18 protein-coding genes are annotated in these 17546 nt (G+C 33.5%); 14 read left to right on the top strand and 4 right to left on the bottom strand.

Features of this window, described 5'->3' with window-relative positions; genetic code table 11:
* Positions 1 to 23 precede the first annotated feature (23 nt).
* Positions 24 to 971, top strand: a complete 948-nt coding sequence (locus H626_RS0101280; RefSeq protein ID WP_027107719.1) for a 3'-5' exoribonuclease YhaM family protein — start codon at positions 24 to 26, stop codon at positions 969 to 971.
* A gap of 85 nt (positions 972 to 1056) precedes the next feature.
* Here H626_RS0101280 and H626_RS10335 read toward each other — a convergent pair whose 3' ends face one another.
* From H626_RS10335 to H626_RS0101265, 3 genes are all read right to left on the bottom strand, one after another.
* Positions 1057 to 2010, bottom strand: coding sequence for a peptidylprolyl isomerase (locus tag H626_RS10335; protein ID WP_035618304.1), 954 nt, complete (start codon positions 2008 to 2010; stop codon positions 1057 to 1059).
* Positions 2011 to 2211: 201 nt separating this feature from the next.
* The gene (locus H626_RS0101270) at positions 2212 to 2580 is read right to left on the bottom strand and encodes a YtxH domain-containing protein (RefSeq protein ID WP_027107718.1); all 369 of its coding nucleotides are present in this window, start codon (positions 2578 to 2580) and stop codon (positions 2212 to 2214) included.
* Positions 2581 to 2582: 2 nt separating this feature from the next.
* Positions 2583 to 3011, bottom strand: a complete 429-nt coding sequence (locus H626_RS0101265; protein ID WP_027107717.1) for an HIT family protein — start codon at positions 3009 to 3011, stop codon at positions 2583 to 2585.
* Positions 3012 to 3173: 162 nt separating this feature from the next.
* Here H626_RS0101265 and H626_RS0101260 point away from each other — a divergent pair, with 162 nt between their 5' ends.
* The 4 genes from H626_RS0101260 (at position 3174) to trmB (ending at position 6854) form a co-directional block, all read left to right on the top strand.
* On the top strand, positions 3174 to 3911 hold the full coding sequence (locus tag H626_RS0101260; RefSeq protein WP_027107716.1) for an ABC transporter ATP-binding protein: 738 nt from the start codon (positions 3174 to 3176) through the stop codon (positions 3909 to 3911).
* Complete coding sequence (locus H626_RS10330) at positions 3908 to 5131, top strand: ABC transporter permease (protein ID WP_051237697.1); 1224 nt, start codon at positions 3908 to 3910, stop codon at positions 5129 to 5131. The genes H626_RS0101260 and H626_RS10330 overlap by 4 nt, the downstream gene beginning before the upstream one ends.
* A 234-nt stretch (positions 5132 to 5365) precedes the next feature.
* Positions 5366 to 6145 (top strand): phosphotransferase family protein, encoded by a 780-nt coding sequence (locus H626_RS0101250; protein ID WP_027107715.1) that lies wholly within the window; start codon positions 5366 to 5368, stop codon positions 6143 to 6145.
* 67 nt (positions 6146 to 6212) lie between these two features.
* The gene (trmB, locus tag H626_RS0101245) at positions 6213 to 6854 is read left to right on the top strand and encodes a tRNA (guanosine(46)-N7)-methyltransferase TrmB (protein ID WP_027107714.1); all 642 of its coding nucleotides are present in this window, start codon (positions 6213 to 6215) and stop codon (positions 6852 to 6854) included.
* A gap of 88 nt (positions 6855 to 6942) precedes the next feature.
* On the opposite strand, the gene H626_RS0101240 is transcribed toward trmB, so the two are convergent.
* A complete protein-coding gene (locus H626_RS0101240; RefSeq protein WP_051237696.1) occupies positions 6943 to 7275 on the bottom strand; it encodes a PepSY domain-containing protein in 333 nt (110 codons plus the stop codon).
* A gap of 197 nt (positions 7276 to 7472) precedes the next feature.
* Between H626_RS0101240 and pepA the strand changes: the two genes are divergently transcribed.
* The 9 genes from pepA (at position 7473) to H626_RS0101190 (ending at position 17544) form a co-directional block, all read left to right on the top strand.
* Positions 7473 to 8552 carry a glutamyl aminopeptidase gene (gene pepA / locus H626_RS0101230; RefSeq protein ID WP_027107712.1) on the top strand — a complete coding sequence of 360 codons (1080 nt, stop codon included), beginning with the start codon at positions 7473 to 7475 and terminating at the stop codon, positions 8550 to 8552.
* 19 nt (positions 8553 to 8571) lie between these two features.
* Positions 8572 to 9180: a YtpR family tRNA-binding protein gene (ytpR, locus tag H626_RS0101225; protein ID WP_051237695.1), complete on the top strand. Its 609-nt coding sequence runs from the start codon at positions 8572 to 8574 to the stop codon at positions 9178 to 9180.
* A 30-nt stretch (positions 9181 to 9210) separates the two neighbouring features.
* On the top strand, positions 9211 to 9666 hold the full coding sequence (locus H626_RS0101220) for a hypothetical protein (RefSeq protein WP_027107710.1): 456 nt from the start codon (positions 9211 to 9213) through the stop codon (positions 9664 to 9666).
* 123 nt (positions 9667 to 9789) lie between these two features.
* Positions 9790 to 11121: a UDP-N-acetylmuramate--L-alanine ligase gene (gene murC, locus H626_RS0101215; protein WP_027107709.1), complete on the top strand. Its 1332-nt coding sequence runs from the start codon at positions 9790 to 9792 to the stop codon at positions 11119 to 11121.
* 144 nt (positions 11122 to 11265) lie between these two features.
* On the top strand, positions 11266 to 13926 hold the full coding sequence (gene polA / locus H626_RS0101210; protein ID WP_027107708.1) for a DNA polymerase I: 2661 nt from the start codon (positions 11266 to 11268) through the stop codon (positions 13924 to 13926).
* A 17-nt stretch (positions 13927 to 13943) separates the two neighbouring features.
* Complete coding sequence (gene mutM / locus H626_RS0101205) at positions 13944 to 14789, top strand: DNA-formamidopyrimidine glycosylase (RefSeq protein WP_027107707.1); 846 nt, start codon at positions 13944 to 13946, stop codon at positions 14787 to 14789.
* Positions 14786 to 15391, top strand: coding sequence for a dephospho-CoA kinase (gene coaE / locus H626_RS0101200; RefSeq protein ID WP_027107706.1), 606 nt, complete (start codon positions 14786 to 14788; stop codon positions 15389 to 15391). Before mutM ends, coaE begins: the two co-directional genes overlap by 4 nt.
* 219 nt (positions 15392 to 15610) lie before the next feature.
* Positions 15611 to 16090, top strand: coding sequence for a transcriptional regulator NrdR (nrdR, locus tag H626_RS0101195; RefSeq protein WP_027107705.1), 480 nt, complete (start codon positions 15611 to 15613; stop codon positions 16088 to 16090).
* 32 nt (positions 16091 to 16122) lie between these two features.
* Positions 16123 to 17544, top strand: coding sequence for a replication initiation and membrane attachment family protein (locus H626_RS0101190; RefSeq protein WP_027107704.1), 1422 nt, complete (start codon positions 16123 to 16125; stop codon positions 17542 to 17544).
* Positions 17545 to 17546 lie beyond the last annotated feature (2 nt).

Genomic DNA, 17546 nt, shown 5'->3' with positions numbered 1-17546 from the left:
AAAGATACCGGGAGGAGCCAATAATGAATAAAAAATTATATGAACATCAAAATGATGACACAGTGGACATTTTTTTGTTAGTTAAGAATGCAGATGAACGAGTAGCGAAAAACGGGAAAAAATTTATTGCATTTACTTTTCAAGACACAAGTGGGCAAATGGATGCAAAATATTGGGATGCATCTGAAGAGGATATAACAACCTATTTGGCAGGGGAAGTCGTTAAAATTAATGGTAAAAGGGAATTATACCAAGGTCACCCCCAACTGAAAATATTTTCAATGCGTTTAGCCGAGAATGGTGAGCCCAAAGCACCTGAATTATATATAGAAAGAGCTCCCATGAAGACTGAAGAAATGGCAGAGTTAGTCAATGAAGCTATTTTTGAAATTACAAATGCCAATATGAACCGGATTGTCCGCTATATTTTGAATAAACATAAAAAAGCTTTCTTTCAAATGCCAGCAGCAAAAAAAATTCACCATGCGTTTAGTGGAGGCTTAGCCTTTCATACAGTGTCAATGTTGAAGATTGCAAGGTTCTTATCTGAGCAATACAATTTAAACAAACCATTGCTATTTTCGGGGTTACTGCTCCATGATTTAGGGAAAGTAATTGAATTAACTGATCCGGCTACAACTGAATATACTTTAGAAGGAAACATGATCGGACACATAGTCCTAGTAGATGAAGAAATTTCTCAAGCATGTGAAGCACTGAAAATCGATCAATCATTAGAAGATATTATTTTATTGAAACATATGGTCTTGTCTCACCATGGACATCTTGAATATGGTTCTCCTACTCGTCCTAAATTGAGAGAAGCTGAGGTTTTGTATTTTATAGACAATCTAGATGCCTCTATTGCAATGCTGAATGATACGCTGGATAAAACTCAACCCGGGACTTTTACCGAAAGAATATTTGGGCTAGATAATCGCTCTTTCTATAATCCAAACATAAAAGAATAAAAAAATTTTTAATTGAAAAAGTTTAAATGTGTAACAAAAAAAGAGGTCGAGACAATGTCTCGACCTCTTTTACGTTGTAATTAAGTTATTCGCTATCTTCACCATCAGCGGTATCAGTTGTCTCAGAGTCTTCAGGAGCTTCTTGAGCAGAATCTTCCATACCTTCAGTTTCTTCTACTTCAGGAGCTGGCATGAACGCTTGCATTGCATCTGAAAGATCATCATCCATAATTTGAATGTTTGCATCTTGAACTATCTTAGAGAGTACTGATTGTACATACGCATCATCTGCTAATTTTTCTTCTAATAGGAGAGACTCAATATTTTCACTTTCATCTTCTAAAGAGCCTTTTTCACTTTTTTCAATAGTCTTGACTATATGGTAACCATATTCTGATTTAACGGGTTCTTGAGCAACTTCACCTTCATCTAAACTATAAGCTGCAGTTTCAAATTCTGGAACCATTTCACCCGGTCCAAATGTTAGTTCTCCACCTTGTTCAGCAGAACCAGTATCAGTAGAGTGTTCTTTTGCTAATTCAGCAAAGTCTGCACCCTCATTTATTTGAGAAATCAAATCGACTGCTTTTTCTTCTTCTTCAACAAGAATATGAGCAGCCGTTACGGTAGGCTGATACTCATCATAGGCAGCTTGAATTTCTTCCTTGCTAAAGTCAGCATTCTCTTTGACTGCTTCTTCAACTAGAAGGTTTAAACGAATGTTAGCTTTATAATCTTCAGCACTAATTCCTTGGCTCTGGAGTGCGTATTCTAAAGCTTCTTCTCCACCAAAACGTTCGACTTCTTGATTGTAAGTTTCATCGAGTCTTTCATCTGTAACAACATCACCATACTTTTCGTTAAGAACATCTTCTAAAAGCATTTGTTGTAAAACTGCAGAACCGTAGTTCTCTTTCATTTCTTCATAAAAGTCGTCTTGATTGATTTTTCCGGCAGTTGACGAAGCAACATCTTCACCAGAACATCCAGCTAAAGTCAATCCCGATAATAAAATTGCACTTAAAATATATTTTTTCATTTCTAAATTACACATCCTAAATTCTATTAGTTTTGTTGAATCTCTTCGACTCCTAATTAATATAGCATAGAAAGAGTAGAGAATAAATGAATTTGAAGTACTAATTGGAATCTACACAGTTTTTGTTTAGATTCTTCATAAATAATTCAAAATTAAAAAGAGTTGAAAAATGAATTTTCAACTCTTGACCAACTTTCATAGCTATTGATTTACATTGTTATCAGGAAAAGCTTGATTTAATTGTTCAACATCATCATTTATTTTATCCATTTTTTCTTGAATCCTTCTAACTCGAGGTTCCATATCGTATTGAAATTCTTTCACTGTTTTTTCGACTGCAGGAACTACAGATTCGTTAATTGTTTTTCCTTCGTCCACTAATCTTTGAATGGAATTTTTCAAATTTTTAACTTTTAAAGTTACATCATCAAAATGATAAGCTGCATCATCAATATATTCCTTAGCGATTTCTTGATTTTCTTTGCCTGTACGAGGGGTCTTTACTAAACCGTATATTCCGCCAGCAATCACTCCTGTTAACAAACCTTTTCCAAATCCGAATTTCGACATATTTATCCCTCCACATTATCTTTGATAGATTGTTGAATTGTTTTTAATTTTTCTTCATCATATTGGGAAGAATTGTCAGCCCATTTCAAACCAAAATCATCATCCTCTGTATATCGTGGGAGTAAATGAATATGACTATGAAATACCGTCTGTGACGCAAGCTCTCCATTATTAATTAGAATATTAAGCCCTTTAACAGAAGGATCAAAAGAACCTACAGCCTTTGCTACCGCTGGCAGTCTTGAAAATATCTCAGCTGCAAATTCTGGAGTATATTCATAAATATTCGGAACGTGTTTTTTTGGTATAATCAGTGTGTGACCTGGTGTAACTTGAGAAATGTCAAGTATAGCTAAAATTGAGTCATCTTCGTAAACTTTTTTCGAAGGGATTTCATTGTTTATTATCTTACAAAAAACGCAATTTGACATTCTGAACCCTCTTTTCTATTAGCATTGGTACTTAAAATGTAGCATAAAACACTTGAATTGTGAATCAGAAGGTATTTTGTTGTATAAAATTCACCAGCAAGATTAAATAAGGAAAGTAGTTTTTTTCTATGGTAAAATTGGTTTATTAAAGGAGTGAATGATGTGAGCTTAGAAATTAATAATTTAACTGGTGGATATACGCAACTCCCAGTCTTAAAGAATGTATCTTTTTCCGTAAAAGATAGAGAAATAGTAGGGTTGATCGGCTTAAACGGCGCCGGTAAAAGTACTACAATAAAAAACGTTATCGGCTTACTTGCTCCATTCGAAGGATCGATCACACTGGATGGGATAACACTAGATGATAGTCCCAATGATTATCGCAAAAAAATAGGTTTTGTACCTGAAACTCCAGTTTTGTACGAGGAATTGACATTAAAAGAACACCTCGAAATTACAATGATGGCATATGATTTATCTGAAAAATCTTGGACAAGGGCCATAGAATTGCTTAAGATTTTTCGGTTGGAAGATAGACTAGAATGGTTTCCTTCTTTTTTTTCAAAAGGAATGAAGCAAAAAGTTATGATCGTAACAGCTTTCATGGTCAGTCCGCAATTATTTATTATTGATGAACCTTTCCTCGGCTTAGATCCTATTGCAATTAATGATTTGTTAAAATTGCTTGTAGAAGAAAAGGAAAAGGGAGCGTCTGTTTTAATGTCAACCCATGTGCTGGCAACCGCTGAAAAGTATTGCGACTCTTTCGTGATTCTGCATAAGGGTGAAGTATATGCTTCTGGAACTTTAGAGGAACTACGAACCCAATTTAAGCAGCCGAACGCCTCTTTGGATGATTTATATATCGAATTAACTAAAGAAGAAGGAAAGTTATTATGAGCATCGAAATAATATGGAAAAGAAGGATACGCGAACAGTACAAAACAATCAGTCGTTATCTTAAATATGTCTTTAATGATCATTTTGTTTTGGTCTTGATTTTCTTAATGGGCGGGTTAGGCTATTCCTATTCTGAATATCTAAAAACCCTAACAGTGGATTCTCCATGGATTAAGGAGGGGGTATTGATTATTCTACTTTCTTCAATATATATTGGTAGGATAGCAACATATATTAAAGAAGGCGATGCGGTTTATCTTTTACCAAAGGAAAAACAAATAAATGAGACCGTATTAAAAAATACTTTTTTCAGCATGATTTTTCCAAGCTTGTTTTTAATCATCCTTAGTTATATCAGTATGCCAGTATTAATTCTAACATCTGAAATAACAAGCCTCACTATTGGTCTTTTATTTATTATTTTAGTCCTATTAAAATACGTTCAACTTATCAGCCAACTGCTTTCTATGAAATTACTATCAAATAGAAGCTTAGCGATAGGGAAAGTTTTAATTTTCTTAGGAAATATAATTGTCCTTTATTTAAGTTTGTATCAGTCAATAATTACTGGCTTAATTTTTGCAATTGTTTTCGTAGCAAGTAGTTCATATTTGATTGTTTCAAAATGGAATACTAAACGAATGGATTGGGAGAAAGCCATTGTTTTTGAAAAGACACGTTTATACAGTATATATCGTTTTATAAACTTGTTTACAGATGTTTCAATAGTCATTTCAAAACCAAAAAGAAGAAAGTATTTTGATAAACTCATTTATTTCTTCCAACACGATTCAGCAAATGTTTTTTATTACCTTTTTTTACGTGTTTTTTTTCGCACCCAAACATATAGTGGATTATATTCTCGTTTATTGGTTCTGACACTTGTTTTACTACCTTTAGTTGATAGTTTTTTATTGATTGTTGGCTTTAGTATTGTTTCTTTATATCTAATAGGTTTTCAATTAATTCCGCTTATAAATTATTTTGATGAGCAAAGTTTGTTAGAAATTTATCCTGTCCAAAAAGAAAGTCTTTATGCTGCTTTAACTAAAATGCTATTATATTTATTAGGATCAGCAAATATAAGTTATGCTATCGTTGCGTTTTCCTTTGTTGGATTATCAGAGGGCATAACCATAGTCTTAGCGGGATCACTATTTATTTATTATTTCATTTACAAATACACGCCTAAACGACTTCAAATCATGATGAAAAGATAAATATAAAATAACCATAATTTTAGAGACAATGCTTGACGAGTAGTCAATTTCTCTCTACAATAGTAATCGAGAGTAACAAACGGACAAAAATAGTTTTTAAATAAAAATAAAATAAATTCAGCAAAAGTAAGCTGATTTTTGCAGTTAACAAGCAAAGTTTAAGTGGGGGGAGTCTCCACTTTTTCACTCTAATCTTATAAGCACTGATAAAAACAGTTAAATGGGGAATGAATAATGGAACTTGAACGAGAAACAGGATGGAAATTGCACCCCATAGGAGGGGATACTGGGCAAGCTTATATGGGAATAAAAAATGAAGAAAAACTATTTTTGAAGCGAAACTCTTCTCCTTTTTTAGCAGCATTATCAGTTGAAGGAGTGACTCCTCGATTAATATGGACTAAGCGAATCGGGAATGGGGATGTATTAACTGCTCAAGAATGGTGTAATGGACGGACATTAAAAAATCATGAGATGTCATCAGCAAAGGTTGCCCAACTGATGAATAGAATTCATTATTCGTCTACTTTAAGGCGGATGCTTTTAAGAGTTGGAGGAAGGAAACTAGCTCCAAGTGATTTTTTGATATCGTTAAAATTAGATCTACCTTTAGATTTAAGACAACATCCATTAATTATTGAGGGGTTAAATAGATTAGAGAATAGTTCAATAACTATTGCTGAAAATGAAATGACTGTTTGTCACGGGGATGTGAATAAAAAAAATTGGTTGCAATCCGAAACAGATACATTGTATTTAGTCGACTGGGATTCGGCAATATTAGCTGATCCTGCTTATGATATTGGAATGTTATTCAGCAACTATATTGAAGAAAATGCTTGGGAAAAATGGTTAAAGGATTATGGCGTAGACGTTTCTCCCATGCTCTTAAAAAGAATTCACTGGTATGTTCTATTTGTTTTAATACAGCAAATAAAACTATTTCATCATCAAACACGTTATCATTTAATGAACGAAAAAATTGTGTTATTAAAAGAATATTTAGCAAAATGAGATTGAGGTTACGTGTATCCCACTGACCTCATTTCTTTTTTTGGAATACGAAAGGAGATCACATGCAATGAGACTTAGACACAAACCAGGTGCAAAAGATTTTTTAGAAAAACATCCAGAATTTGTCACACTTAATCCAACTGATTGGAAAGGCAAATGGGGAAAACGCTTTGGCAATACTCATCCGATTCATTTAGAAATCGGCACTGGAAAAGGACGATTTATAGTTGAAATGGCCAAAACATATCCTGAAATCAATTTTATAGGGATCGAATTACAAACGAGTGTAGTAATATCTGTTTTAGAAAAACAATTAGAAGAAAAATTGCCTAATCTGCAAATACTACAACTTGATGCAGCGAACTTAAAAGAATTTTTTGAAGTAAATGAAGTTGCTAGGATATATTTGAATTTCTCTGATCCTTGGCCAAAAAACAGACATGAAAAAAGAAGGCTAACGTATCGCACCTTCCTCGAATCATATTCTTCAGTTATGGATAATTCAGGTGAATTAATTCTAAAAACAGATAATCAAAATTTATTTGAATATTCTCTTGTCAGTTTTTCTGAATTCGGAATGACTTTAAAGGAAGTTTGGTTGAATTTACATGAAAGTTCATTTGAGGGAAATATTATGACTGAATATGAAGAAAAGTTTTCCAAAAAAGGAAACCGCATTTACCGGGTCATAGCAACTTTTAACAATTGAAAAATTAAGGGAATTATTATTTTTAAAAAAACCCCAACGAAGAATCTTTAGCTAATACAGATTCTTCGCTGGGGTCTTTTTATTAAGTTTATACGCGGTATAAGTCCATGATACTACCTGTGTAAGCATCGGCAATGAATTCATATTGCACAAGCTCGCTTTCTTCTAGACGAGAAACCCCTCCGTAGTAGACATCAGTATCATAAGCAAACTTCCGTAAAGGAACTTTTGTTAATTCTATCCAAGATCCTTCTATAGGCCCTTCTTCCAGGAAATGTTTTTTAACTTTCTTTAAAATGTCGTCAGCATTGATTGTTTTTTTAGTACTATAAAAATAGTGACCCGTCCAACCCAGTAAAGCGCCCAATCCTATTAATACACTTGCACTTATTGCTAGAAATTTTTTAGGTGTTTGTATCATGTGTAATCCTCCTTTTTATAATAAAAATACTTTAATTAATTATTTTAATAATAACATAGAAATTTTAGAAACAGAATTAATAAGAACAATCAGGGAGAAGATAGTTAAAAACAATCAGTATTTCATGTATAATATAACAGATGATTAGAAATAAGTATAAAGGAGGCGGGACCCCAATAGATATTGTTGGGATTTTTATGAATAACCAAACTTTTAATTTGATAAAAAAAGTTACAGAGCTTCAAGGTGTTTCAGGATTTGAACATCAAGTAAGAGACTTTATGAAAAAAGAAATGACACCACTTGTAGATGAAGTGCAAATGGATGGATTAGGAGGAGTTTTTGGTATCCGCAGAAATAAGGATAGTCAAGCTCCGCGTTTAATGATTGCTGCTCATATGGATGAAGTAGGATTTATGGTTTCGAGAATCAATAAAAATGGACTATTCCAAGTATTACCTATGGGAGGCTGGAATCCTTATGTAGTTTCTTCTCAACGCTTTACTTTGCAGACGAGAAAAGGAGATTATCCTTGTGTTTCTTCTTCCGTACCACCACATCTACTAAGAGGGAAAAAAGGAGAATCTAAAGAACTTTCTATAGAAGACATTCTATTTGACGCTGGTTTTGACTCAAGGGAAGAAGCAATGGAATACGGAGTACGTCCAGGAGACCCTATAGCTCCTTATTCGGAAACGATTAAAATGGCAAACGGGAAAAAAATATTAGGAAAAGCTTGGGACAATCGTTATGGCGTAACAGTTGTTCTCGAAGCTCTAAAAGAATTACAAAATCAGGAATTACCGAATACTCTTATAGCAGGGGCTAACGTACAAGAAGAGGTTGGTCTTAGAGGCGTAAAAGGGGCTGTGAATAAATTTAAACCCGATGCTTTTTTTGCAGTGGATTGTTCACCTGCTAACGATGCGAATGGAAATAATGAAGAATTCGGTCAATTGGGAAAAGGGTTCCTGCTTAGAATTCAAGATCCGGGAATGATTTTACAAAAAGGTATGCGCGAATTCTTATTGGATACAGCTGAAACACATGATATACCTTATCAATATTTTGTTTCCAAGGGAGGAACGGATGCTGTTGCAGCTCATGTTCAAAATGAAGGTATACCAAGTAGTGTTATTGGAGTTCCCGCACGTTACATTCACACCCATCAATCTATATTTCATATAGATGATTACGCAGCGGCTAAGGAAATGGTTTTACATGTTGTCAAAAGTCTCGATAAAAGTACATTGGATACGATAAAACGAAAATTTTGAAAATTAAGGAGATAAGTAAATGCTGATTAGCACCTATAACAATAGAGGGTTGAACGATGTTTTGATTCTGATGTTTTCTCAAAGCAAATTAGAAGATCAGAAAGCAAAAAAATTTGGAGACGTTGTAGTTATTAAAGATAAAGATACAGACGATATATTGGGAATGAATGTTTTTCATGCTTCAAATTATTTAGTGTTTGAAAAAAATGGCCCTCTTCAATTAGATCAAAATCAAATAGCGAAGCTCAATGGTTTGTTAGAAAAAGAAGGAATTGACTATACTTTGATTCAAGATAGCGAACCAAAGTTTGTAGTAGGGAAAATAAAAGAGTGTCATCCAGTTGAAGGGTCAGACCATCTCAATGTTACCCAAACAGAAATTGATAATGGAAATATTGTTCAAATTGTTTGTGGGGCATCTAATGTTCAAGAAAACAAAAAAGTGGTAGTAGCTAAAATAGGAGCCATCATGCCTGACGGAATGGTCATATGGCCGGGAGAATTAAAAGGAACAAAAAGCTATGGGATGATTTGTTCTGCGAAAGAATTGAATATTGAATCGGATCGAGAAGGAAAAGGGATTCTGATTTTAGATGATGATGCCGAAACAGGCATTAAGTTTATGTAATAAATGATGAGTGTAGAAAGGAAGAGAGACATGGTAAATAAGGAAACGCATAAAAATACTGAAAAAAATGCTCTCTTTTCTTCTAAATTTATTCACGAGTTGCCCAAAAATTTTGAAGAAAAAACAGTCCAATCGAATTATATAAGCAAAGAGAATTCGTACAAACGAAACTCGACACCGTTTCAAGTTAAAAAAATCCCATCACCTTATTACGGATATAGTCAAAAACCTGTTGTCGAAAAAATAAATTATTCAGCACTAAAAGATAATTTAAAGAAATCATCAAATGAATTCATATTATTTGAAAACTTCATGAAAAATCAGCTAAAATTAAAGAAATCTTCAAAACAGAAGAGCCAAACACCCAGTTTGATAAAAAGAAAAGGATTAAAAAAAACACTAACTGGAATTATAGAAGAAGATCAAAAGAATCAATTAGCTAGGAATAAAAACATGTCTAGTTTATTTTCAGATAAAACAGAATGAACAGAAAATGTGATTTTTTTAATGTTTTATAGCAAAAAGTCAATCAATCCGTTATAGTATACTAGCAAAAGGGATTAGAATAGAAACGTATTATGGGTAACGTTAATTGGAGGAAATAAATAAATGAATCAAGACACTCTTTACCACTTTGTGGGAATTAAAGGATCGGGTATGAGTGCTTTGGCCTTACTATTGCATGATAAAGGTTACAAAGTGCAAGGATCAGATATCAAAAAGTATTTTTTTACACAACAGAATTTAGAAGAAGAACAGATTCCTATGTTGATTTTTGATAAGGACAACATCAAACCAAAGATGACTGTAATTGCTGGGAATGCTTTCCCAGATAGTCATGAAGAAATTGTGAGAGCCAAGGAGTTAGGTGTTCCAGTATTACGCTATCATGATTTCCTAGGCGAATTCATGAATGATTATACTAGCATAGCTATTACAGGTTCTCACGGAAAAACAAGCACTACCGGTCTTTTATCTCACGTTATGAGCGGAATTGAAAAAACAAGTTATCTTATTGGAGATGGGACCGGAAAAGGCATCCAAAATGCGGATTTCTTTGTCTTAGAAGCTTGTGAATATCGAAGACATTTCTTGGCTTATCATCCGGACTATGCTATTATCACAAACGTTGATTTTGATCATCCAGATTATTTTTCTGATATAGATGATGTTTTTTCTGCTTTCGAACAATTGTCTAAGCAGGTTAAAAAAGGAATTTTTGCTTGTGGAGATGACAGTCGATTAAGAGAGTTAGCAGCTCCCGTTCCCGTTATATATTATGGTTTTTCTGAATTTAATGATTTTCGAGCTAAAAATGTGACGAGATCTGAAGAAGGTTCCTCATTTGATGTTTATGTAAGAGGGGAATTTTTTGGTCATTTTACTATACCAACATTTGGAAAACACACAATACTAAATGCCTTATCTGTCATAGCATTCTGTCATTACGAAAATTTAGATATGGAAAAAGTACAAGATAGATTATTGACTTTTAAAGGTGTAAAAAGAAGATTCACCGAAAAATCAATAGAAGATGTTATCATCATAGACGATTACGCGCATCATCCTGCAGAAATCAGAGCAACACTTGATTCTGCAAGGCAAAAATACCCACACAAAGAAATTATAGCAGTATTTCAACCGCACACTTTCACGAGGACGGTTGCGCTATTAAGTGAATTTGGTGAAGCTTTAAATTTAGCGGATAGTATATTTTTGTGTGATATTTTTTCCTCTGCTCGTGAAGAGAAAGGTGAAGTTACAATCCAAAATTTAGCTGAAAAAATTTCTAAAGGTGCTACTATTCTTTTAGAGGATAATGTATCTCCACTACTCAAACATCATGACAGCGTCGTAATATTTATGGGCGCAGGAGATGTTCAAAAATTTGAACAAGCATACGAAAAATTGTTGAGTCAAACTACACCGAGAAATAACTAAACAAAAAGCTATGATAGTCTTCTTTTGAGTTAAAAGATTATCATAGCTTTTTTGTATCGTTATTCGCTTGTACGAAGAGTTTTTGATAGAATAGTATAGAAACAGTTCAACAAATGAAGACTATAATGTATAAGGGAGAACAATATGACGGAAAACAAAAAGAAATTATTACTAATTGATGGATTAAGTGTAGCTTTTCGTGCCTTCTACGGATTACATGGTCAACTTCAAAAATTCAAAAATAAGAATGGCCTCCATACAAATGCATTATATGGATTTCATAACATGTTGGAATCTGTAATCAATAAGGAAAATCCAACCCATGTCTTAGTAGCTTTTGATGCCGGGAAAACCACTTTCCGACATGAGTTCTTTAAAGAGTACAAGGGTGGAAGGTCGAGTATGCCGGGTGAGTTTTCTGAGCAGATTCCATATATAAGAGAACTGATCGAAGCATTTGGAATGAAATTTTACGAGCTTCCAAATTATGAAGCGGATGATATCATTGGTACCTTATCTGAAAGAGCTGAAATGGAAGAGTATGAAGTCGTTATTTTAACCGGAGACCGAGACTTAACTCAACTAGCAACCCCAAGTGTCAGAATAGATATTACAAAAAAAGGGGTTAGTGACATCCAAGAATACTCCGTAGAATATATCGAAGAAGAATTTGGGATTACGCCGAAACAAATTATTGATATGAAAGGTCTAGCCGGGGATAGTTCTGATAACATCCCAGGTGTTACAAATATAGGTGAAAAAACGGCACTTAAATTGCTTAAAGAATATGAAACAATTGAGAATCTATACGAACACATAGATGAAATGAAAAAAAGTAAGCGCAAAGAGAATTTGATCAACGAAAAAGAAACAGCATTTTTAAGTAAAAGACTGGCTACTATTGATACAGACGCACCTATTGATGTGGAACTAGATGCATTAAATTATTCGGGGAAAAATATGGAAAAACTTATTGCGTTCTATAAAGAAATGGACTTCAAATCACATTTAAAAAAAATAGATTCAAGTGAATACAACACTGAAAAAGAAGAGTTGGAAACTGTTCATTACAGTATGATTGAAGAAATCACACCGGAAATGTTTACTGGAAAAACAGCACTATATATAGAAATGTTTGATGATAATTATCATCTGAGTCCGATACAAGCAATAGCATGGGGCAATGAAACTAAAACATACATCGCTAGTGAGCAAACGATCAAAAATTCCTCCGTTTTTAAAAAATGGGCACAGGATGCTGACTACCAAAAAACGACATTCGATGCTAAAAGAACCTATGTTGCACTTAATCGACTAGGAATAAAACTTAAAGGAATAAGTTTTGATATCTTATTAGCTTCTTATTTGCTCACTGCCAAAGATAGTAGTGGAGATCTAGCCGATATTGCCGGAGAGCATGATTATTATAATATTTCTTCGGATGTACTCGTTTATGGAAAAGGCAAGAAAACAGATGTGCCTGAAGATATGGAAACAATGTTTGCACATTTGGCACGGAAAATTACTGCAATCGATAAATTAACTTCTAAATTAAACGACCAGCTAATTGAAAATAATCAAGAAGCTTTATTAATGGAAATGGAGCTTCCGCTAGCCATTGTACTAGGTGACATGGAGATCCAAGGAATCTCTATCGATAAAAATAAATTAGAAGACATGCAAATAGATTTTGCTGAGCAGTTGACTGCTATAGAAAAAACGATTTTTGCACAAGCAGGTCAAGAGTTTAATTTAAATTCTCCAAAACAATTGGGGGTAGTTCTTTTTGAAAAAATGGGGTACCCAGTCATTAAAAAAACAAAAACAGGATATTCGACTGCACAAGATGTTTTAGAAAAATTAAAAGATCAGGCACCAATCGTTGAAGATATTCTGCATTATAGACAATTAGCTAAGCTACAATCAACGTATATAGAAGGCTTACTAAAAGTCATCAATAAAGAAACAGGGAGAATTCATACACGTTATCTGCAAACAGTTGCGCGAACTGGGAGATTGAGTTCGGTTGATCCAAATTTACAAAATATTCCTGTGCGTATGGAAGAAGGCAGAAAGATTCGTCAAGCCTTTGTTCCAAGAGAAAAAGGGTGGAAAATTTTTGCATCGGATTACTCTCAAATAGAATTGCGTGTTATGGCCCATATCTCAAAAGACCAATACCTTATTCAAGCTTTTAAAGAAAATCAGGATATTCATACGAGTACTGCTATTAGAGTATTCGATTTGAAAGATGCAAGCGAGGTAACACCTAACATGAGAAGAGATGCAAAAACTGTAAACTTTGGAATAGTATACGGTATAAGTGACTATGGATTATCTCAAAATTTAAATATTTCACGTAAAGAAGCGAAAGAATATATCGATACGTATTTTGACCGTTATCCTGGTGTGAAGAAATATATAGATGAAATTATTCGAGAAGCGAAAGAAAATGGATTTGTAGAAACATTATTTCATCGAAGACGCTATCTTCCAGATATAAATTCAAGAAACTTCAATTTAAGAACTTTTGCTGAAAGAACGGCTATGAATACACCTATTCAAGGCAGTGCGGCAGATATTATAAAAGTAGCAATGATTCAAATGGCAGAAAAGATTAAAGAAGCAAAACTAAAAGCTACCATGCTATTACAAGTACACGATGAATTGATTTTTGAAGCACCAGCAGAAGAAATTCCAGTTCTTGAAAAATTAGTTTCAGAAGTAATGGAAAATGCAGTCAGTTTATCCGTTCCTTTAAAAGTGGAAAGTAGTGTTGGAGACAGTTGGTATGAAGCAAAATAATGTAAAGGAAGAAAAATATGCCTGAATTACCAGAAGTAGAAAATGTAAAAAATGGACTGAATCAAATTATAGTTGGTAAAAAGATTTTTGCTGTTGAAGTTTTGTGGAATAACATCATCGCCAATCCAGAGGAACCAGCACAATTTATTGAGAGATTAAAGGGAAAAAATTTTTCAGAAGTAGATCGAAGAGGAAAATTTTTGTTGTTTCATATAGAAAATCTTCTGCTTATTTCTCATTTGCGTATGGAAGGTAAATACGAGTGGGTCAAACACTCAGCCCCTTTATCTAAGCATACACACGTTCGCTTTATTTGTGATGGGGGAATGGATCTACGTTACAATGATGTACGTAAATTTGGAAGAATGAGTTTAATAGAAGCAAGTAAAATCAATAAAATAGATAGTTTGAATAAATTAGGTCCAGAACCTTTTAAAGAATCATTTGTACTTGACGAGTTTGTGAAGGAATTAAAAAAGCATAAAAAATCAATTAAAGCAGTTTTACTTGATCAAACAGCAGTAGCTGGTCTAGGTAATATCTATTGTGATGAAGTTCTATTCGATGCAGCAATCCACCCAGTTTCTTCTGCTGAACAACTTTCAGTTAAAGAAACAAAAAACTTGCACCATAGTATTCTTAAAATAATGAATAAAGCTGTGGAGCAAGGTGGGACAACGATTAGAACATACAAGAATGCTTTCGGAAAAAGTGGGAATTTTCAAAATAATTTAAAAGTTTACGGTAAAGAAGGAACAGCCTGTCAAAGATGCGGCCAAACTATTGATAAAATAAAGGTTGCTCAAAGAGGGACGCATGTTTGTATCAATTGCCAAAAACTGAAAAAAGGTGAGGTTGAATGACTTTCGTATTAGGGCTCACTGGTGGGATTTCTACAGGAAAATCATTTGTTGCTTCCCTCTTCGCTTCTTATGGAATACCTGTTATTGACGCAGATGAAATTGCTAGACGGGTTGTGGAACCAGGAACTAAAGGATTAGAATCGATTGTAAAACATTTCGGTAAGGATATCTTAACTTGCGAGGGTACACTAGATCGAAAAAAATTAGGGTCAATAATTTTTGATTCTAGTACAGAGAGAAACGTACTTGATGATTTATTGAGTTTAGAAATCAGAAGAAATATCATTCAAGAAATCGAAAAGAAAAAAAGAATGGGATATGATTTAATAATAGCTGATATTCCACTCTTATTTGAAGCAAGTTACGAAAAACTGGTTGATAAAGTTATGGTTGTTGCTATAGAAGAGAATGAACAACTGCAGAGGTTAATGAATAGGGATTCTCTATCTGAAGAAGAAGCAAAGAACCGTATCAAGGCACAAATGAATTTGAGTGAAAAAATAAACCGTGCAGACTTTGTTATTTGGAATGATCGCTCTAAACAAGAAACAAAAGAGAAACTGGGGCAGTGGATGAAAGACTACGGATTCTTAAACAAATAAAATTGTGCTAACAAGTAAGTAGAGTATAAATGAATCAAGCGTGTACAAACCTCTGAAACCAAGATTACCAATTTGGCTTTCAGAGGTTTGTACATTATTGCTTAATAGTAAAGACGTATTCTGAAACCTGTTTCTTTGTGACAAAAGCGTATGCTATAATAAATAGATAAAATAGAATGACTGAAAATTACGTATAGTATATAGAAAAGGATGATGAGAGTGGAATGTCCACGTTGTCAATATAATGGGACAAGAGTTGTGGATAGCAGGCCGGCAGATGATGGACGGGCTATTCGAAGAAGACGAGAATGTGAGAAATGTTCTTTTAGATTTACGACATTCGAACGACTTGAACAAGTCCCATTATTAGTAGTGAAAAAGAATGGAAACAGAGAAGAATTCAATCGAGAAAAAATATTAAAAGGGATCATAAGAGCTTGTGAAAAGAGACCTATTTCTGTGGATCAAATTGAGAGCATTGTGGATACCGTAGAGCACCAAGTGAGAAACTGCGGAGAAAGTGAAATTTTATCCAATAGAATAGGAGAATTCGTCATGGATGAATTAGCTCAGATCGATGAAGTTGCTTATATTCGTTTTGCGAGTGTCTATAGACAATTTAAAGATATAGAAGTATTCATGAAAGAAATGCAGGAATTAGAAAAAAAACGAAGCAAATTAGAAAAGAAGAAAGATTAAATTACTGTTGAGAGAGAGAGAAGTGAAATAATGTGAGTCTAAATTGGAAACATATAACGCCTAAGGATGGGTATGAGGTACAATTTGGAACTGTATTGTGTCAAAATGATATCGATATAGTAGCTCAATTTTACAAACCTATTATTGGTTCCAATGCTTTTTCGTTACTAATGACTTTGATTCAAGAAGTCCCTTCTTTTGATACGAAAACAACCGAAAAGATGTTAAAAGAGCTATTAGAATTATCAGATTTAGGTATTCCGGACTTTTTTCAAAGCTTACTTCGTTTAGAAGGGATAGGATTAGTAAAAACATTTCAAAAAAGTGAAGAACCCAAATCCTATTTGTATGAAATACAAGCACCTAGCACACCAAAGCAATTTTTTGAAGATGATGTGTTGTCCTTGCTCCTACTGGAATTGATAGGAGAGAACAATTACATTCGTTTAAAAAAGAAATACACCAAACCGTCGATTCCAATTGAATTTAAGGAGATAACGCATCAATTTGGAGAAGTATATCAATTCAACATACAAAAAATTGATACTTCTAGTAATTTATTAGATACGAATTCTTTATTAGATGTATATGACAATCAAAAATCCAAGCGAGTAAAATTAGAAGAAAATAATTTTGACTGGAACTTTTTAATAGATCACATCAAAACTACATTTATCAACAAAAAGGAATTGGATGAATCTGTAAAACAAACGATTTTCACTTTTCACCAGATGTTTGGACTGGATGAACTTGATGCATTGACTTTTTTAAAAAATGCTACAGATATCGTGACAGGATCTATTGATAAAAAGAAATTCAAAAATGAAATTTATCGGTATTATAAAAAAACCGTTAAGCAAGATGATTTTAAAATCACCGATACAGTTGAAAGAATTCAACAGGCTTCACATGAAGAGAAGAAGAAAGAACGAGAGAACTTACTTCAAAAAGGGTTTAATAGTCAACACATTGAGATCATACAAGATGCTAAAAAAAATACGCCAGCTGAATTTTTAATGAAAATAAAACAGCAAAAAGGTGGATTTGTCACACGCAATGAACAATGGACATTGGAAGACTTAATCAAAGATTCATCCTTATCAATGCCTGTAATTAATATACTCGTACACTATGTATTAGTGATTAAGAAAAATGCTATATTTGAACGGAATTTAGCGAATAAAATAGCGAATGATTGGGCTCAAAACTCAATTCAAACTCCAGAAGAAGCAATAAATAAAGTAATTCAATTGTATAAAGAAAACCAAAGCAAAAAAATAAAACAGAATAATAAGTACACAAAAAAAGACTCTGCACCGAGAAGAAAAGAAACATTACCCAATTGGGCAAAAGAAGAAAACCAAGAGGAAGAAGTACCACTTAGTGAAGAAGAAAAGCAAGCATTTATTGACAGACTAAATAAATTGAGTGGTTCTAAAAAGGCAGGTGATTAGTT

The organism is Lacticigenium naphthae DSM 19658, from assembly GCF_000425865.1.
Classification (GTDB): domain Bacteria; phylum Bacillota; class Bacilli; order Lactobacillales; family Carnobacteriaceae_A; genus Lacticigenium; species Lacticigenium naphthae.
This window is presented reverse-complemented; position numbering and strand designations above follow the sequence as displayed.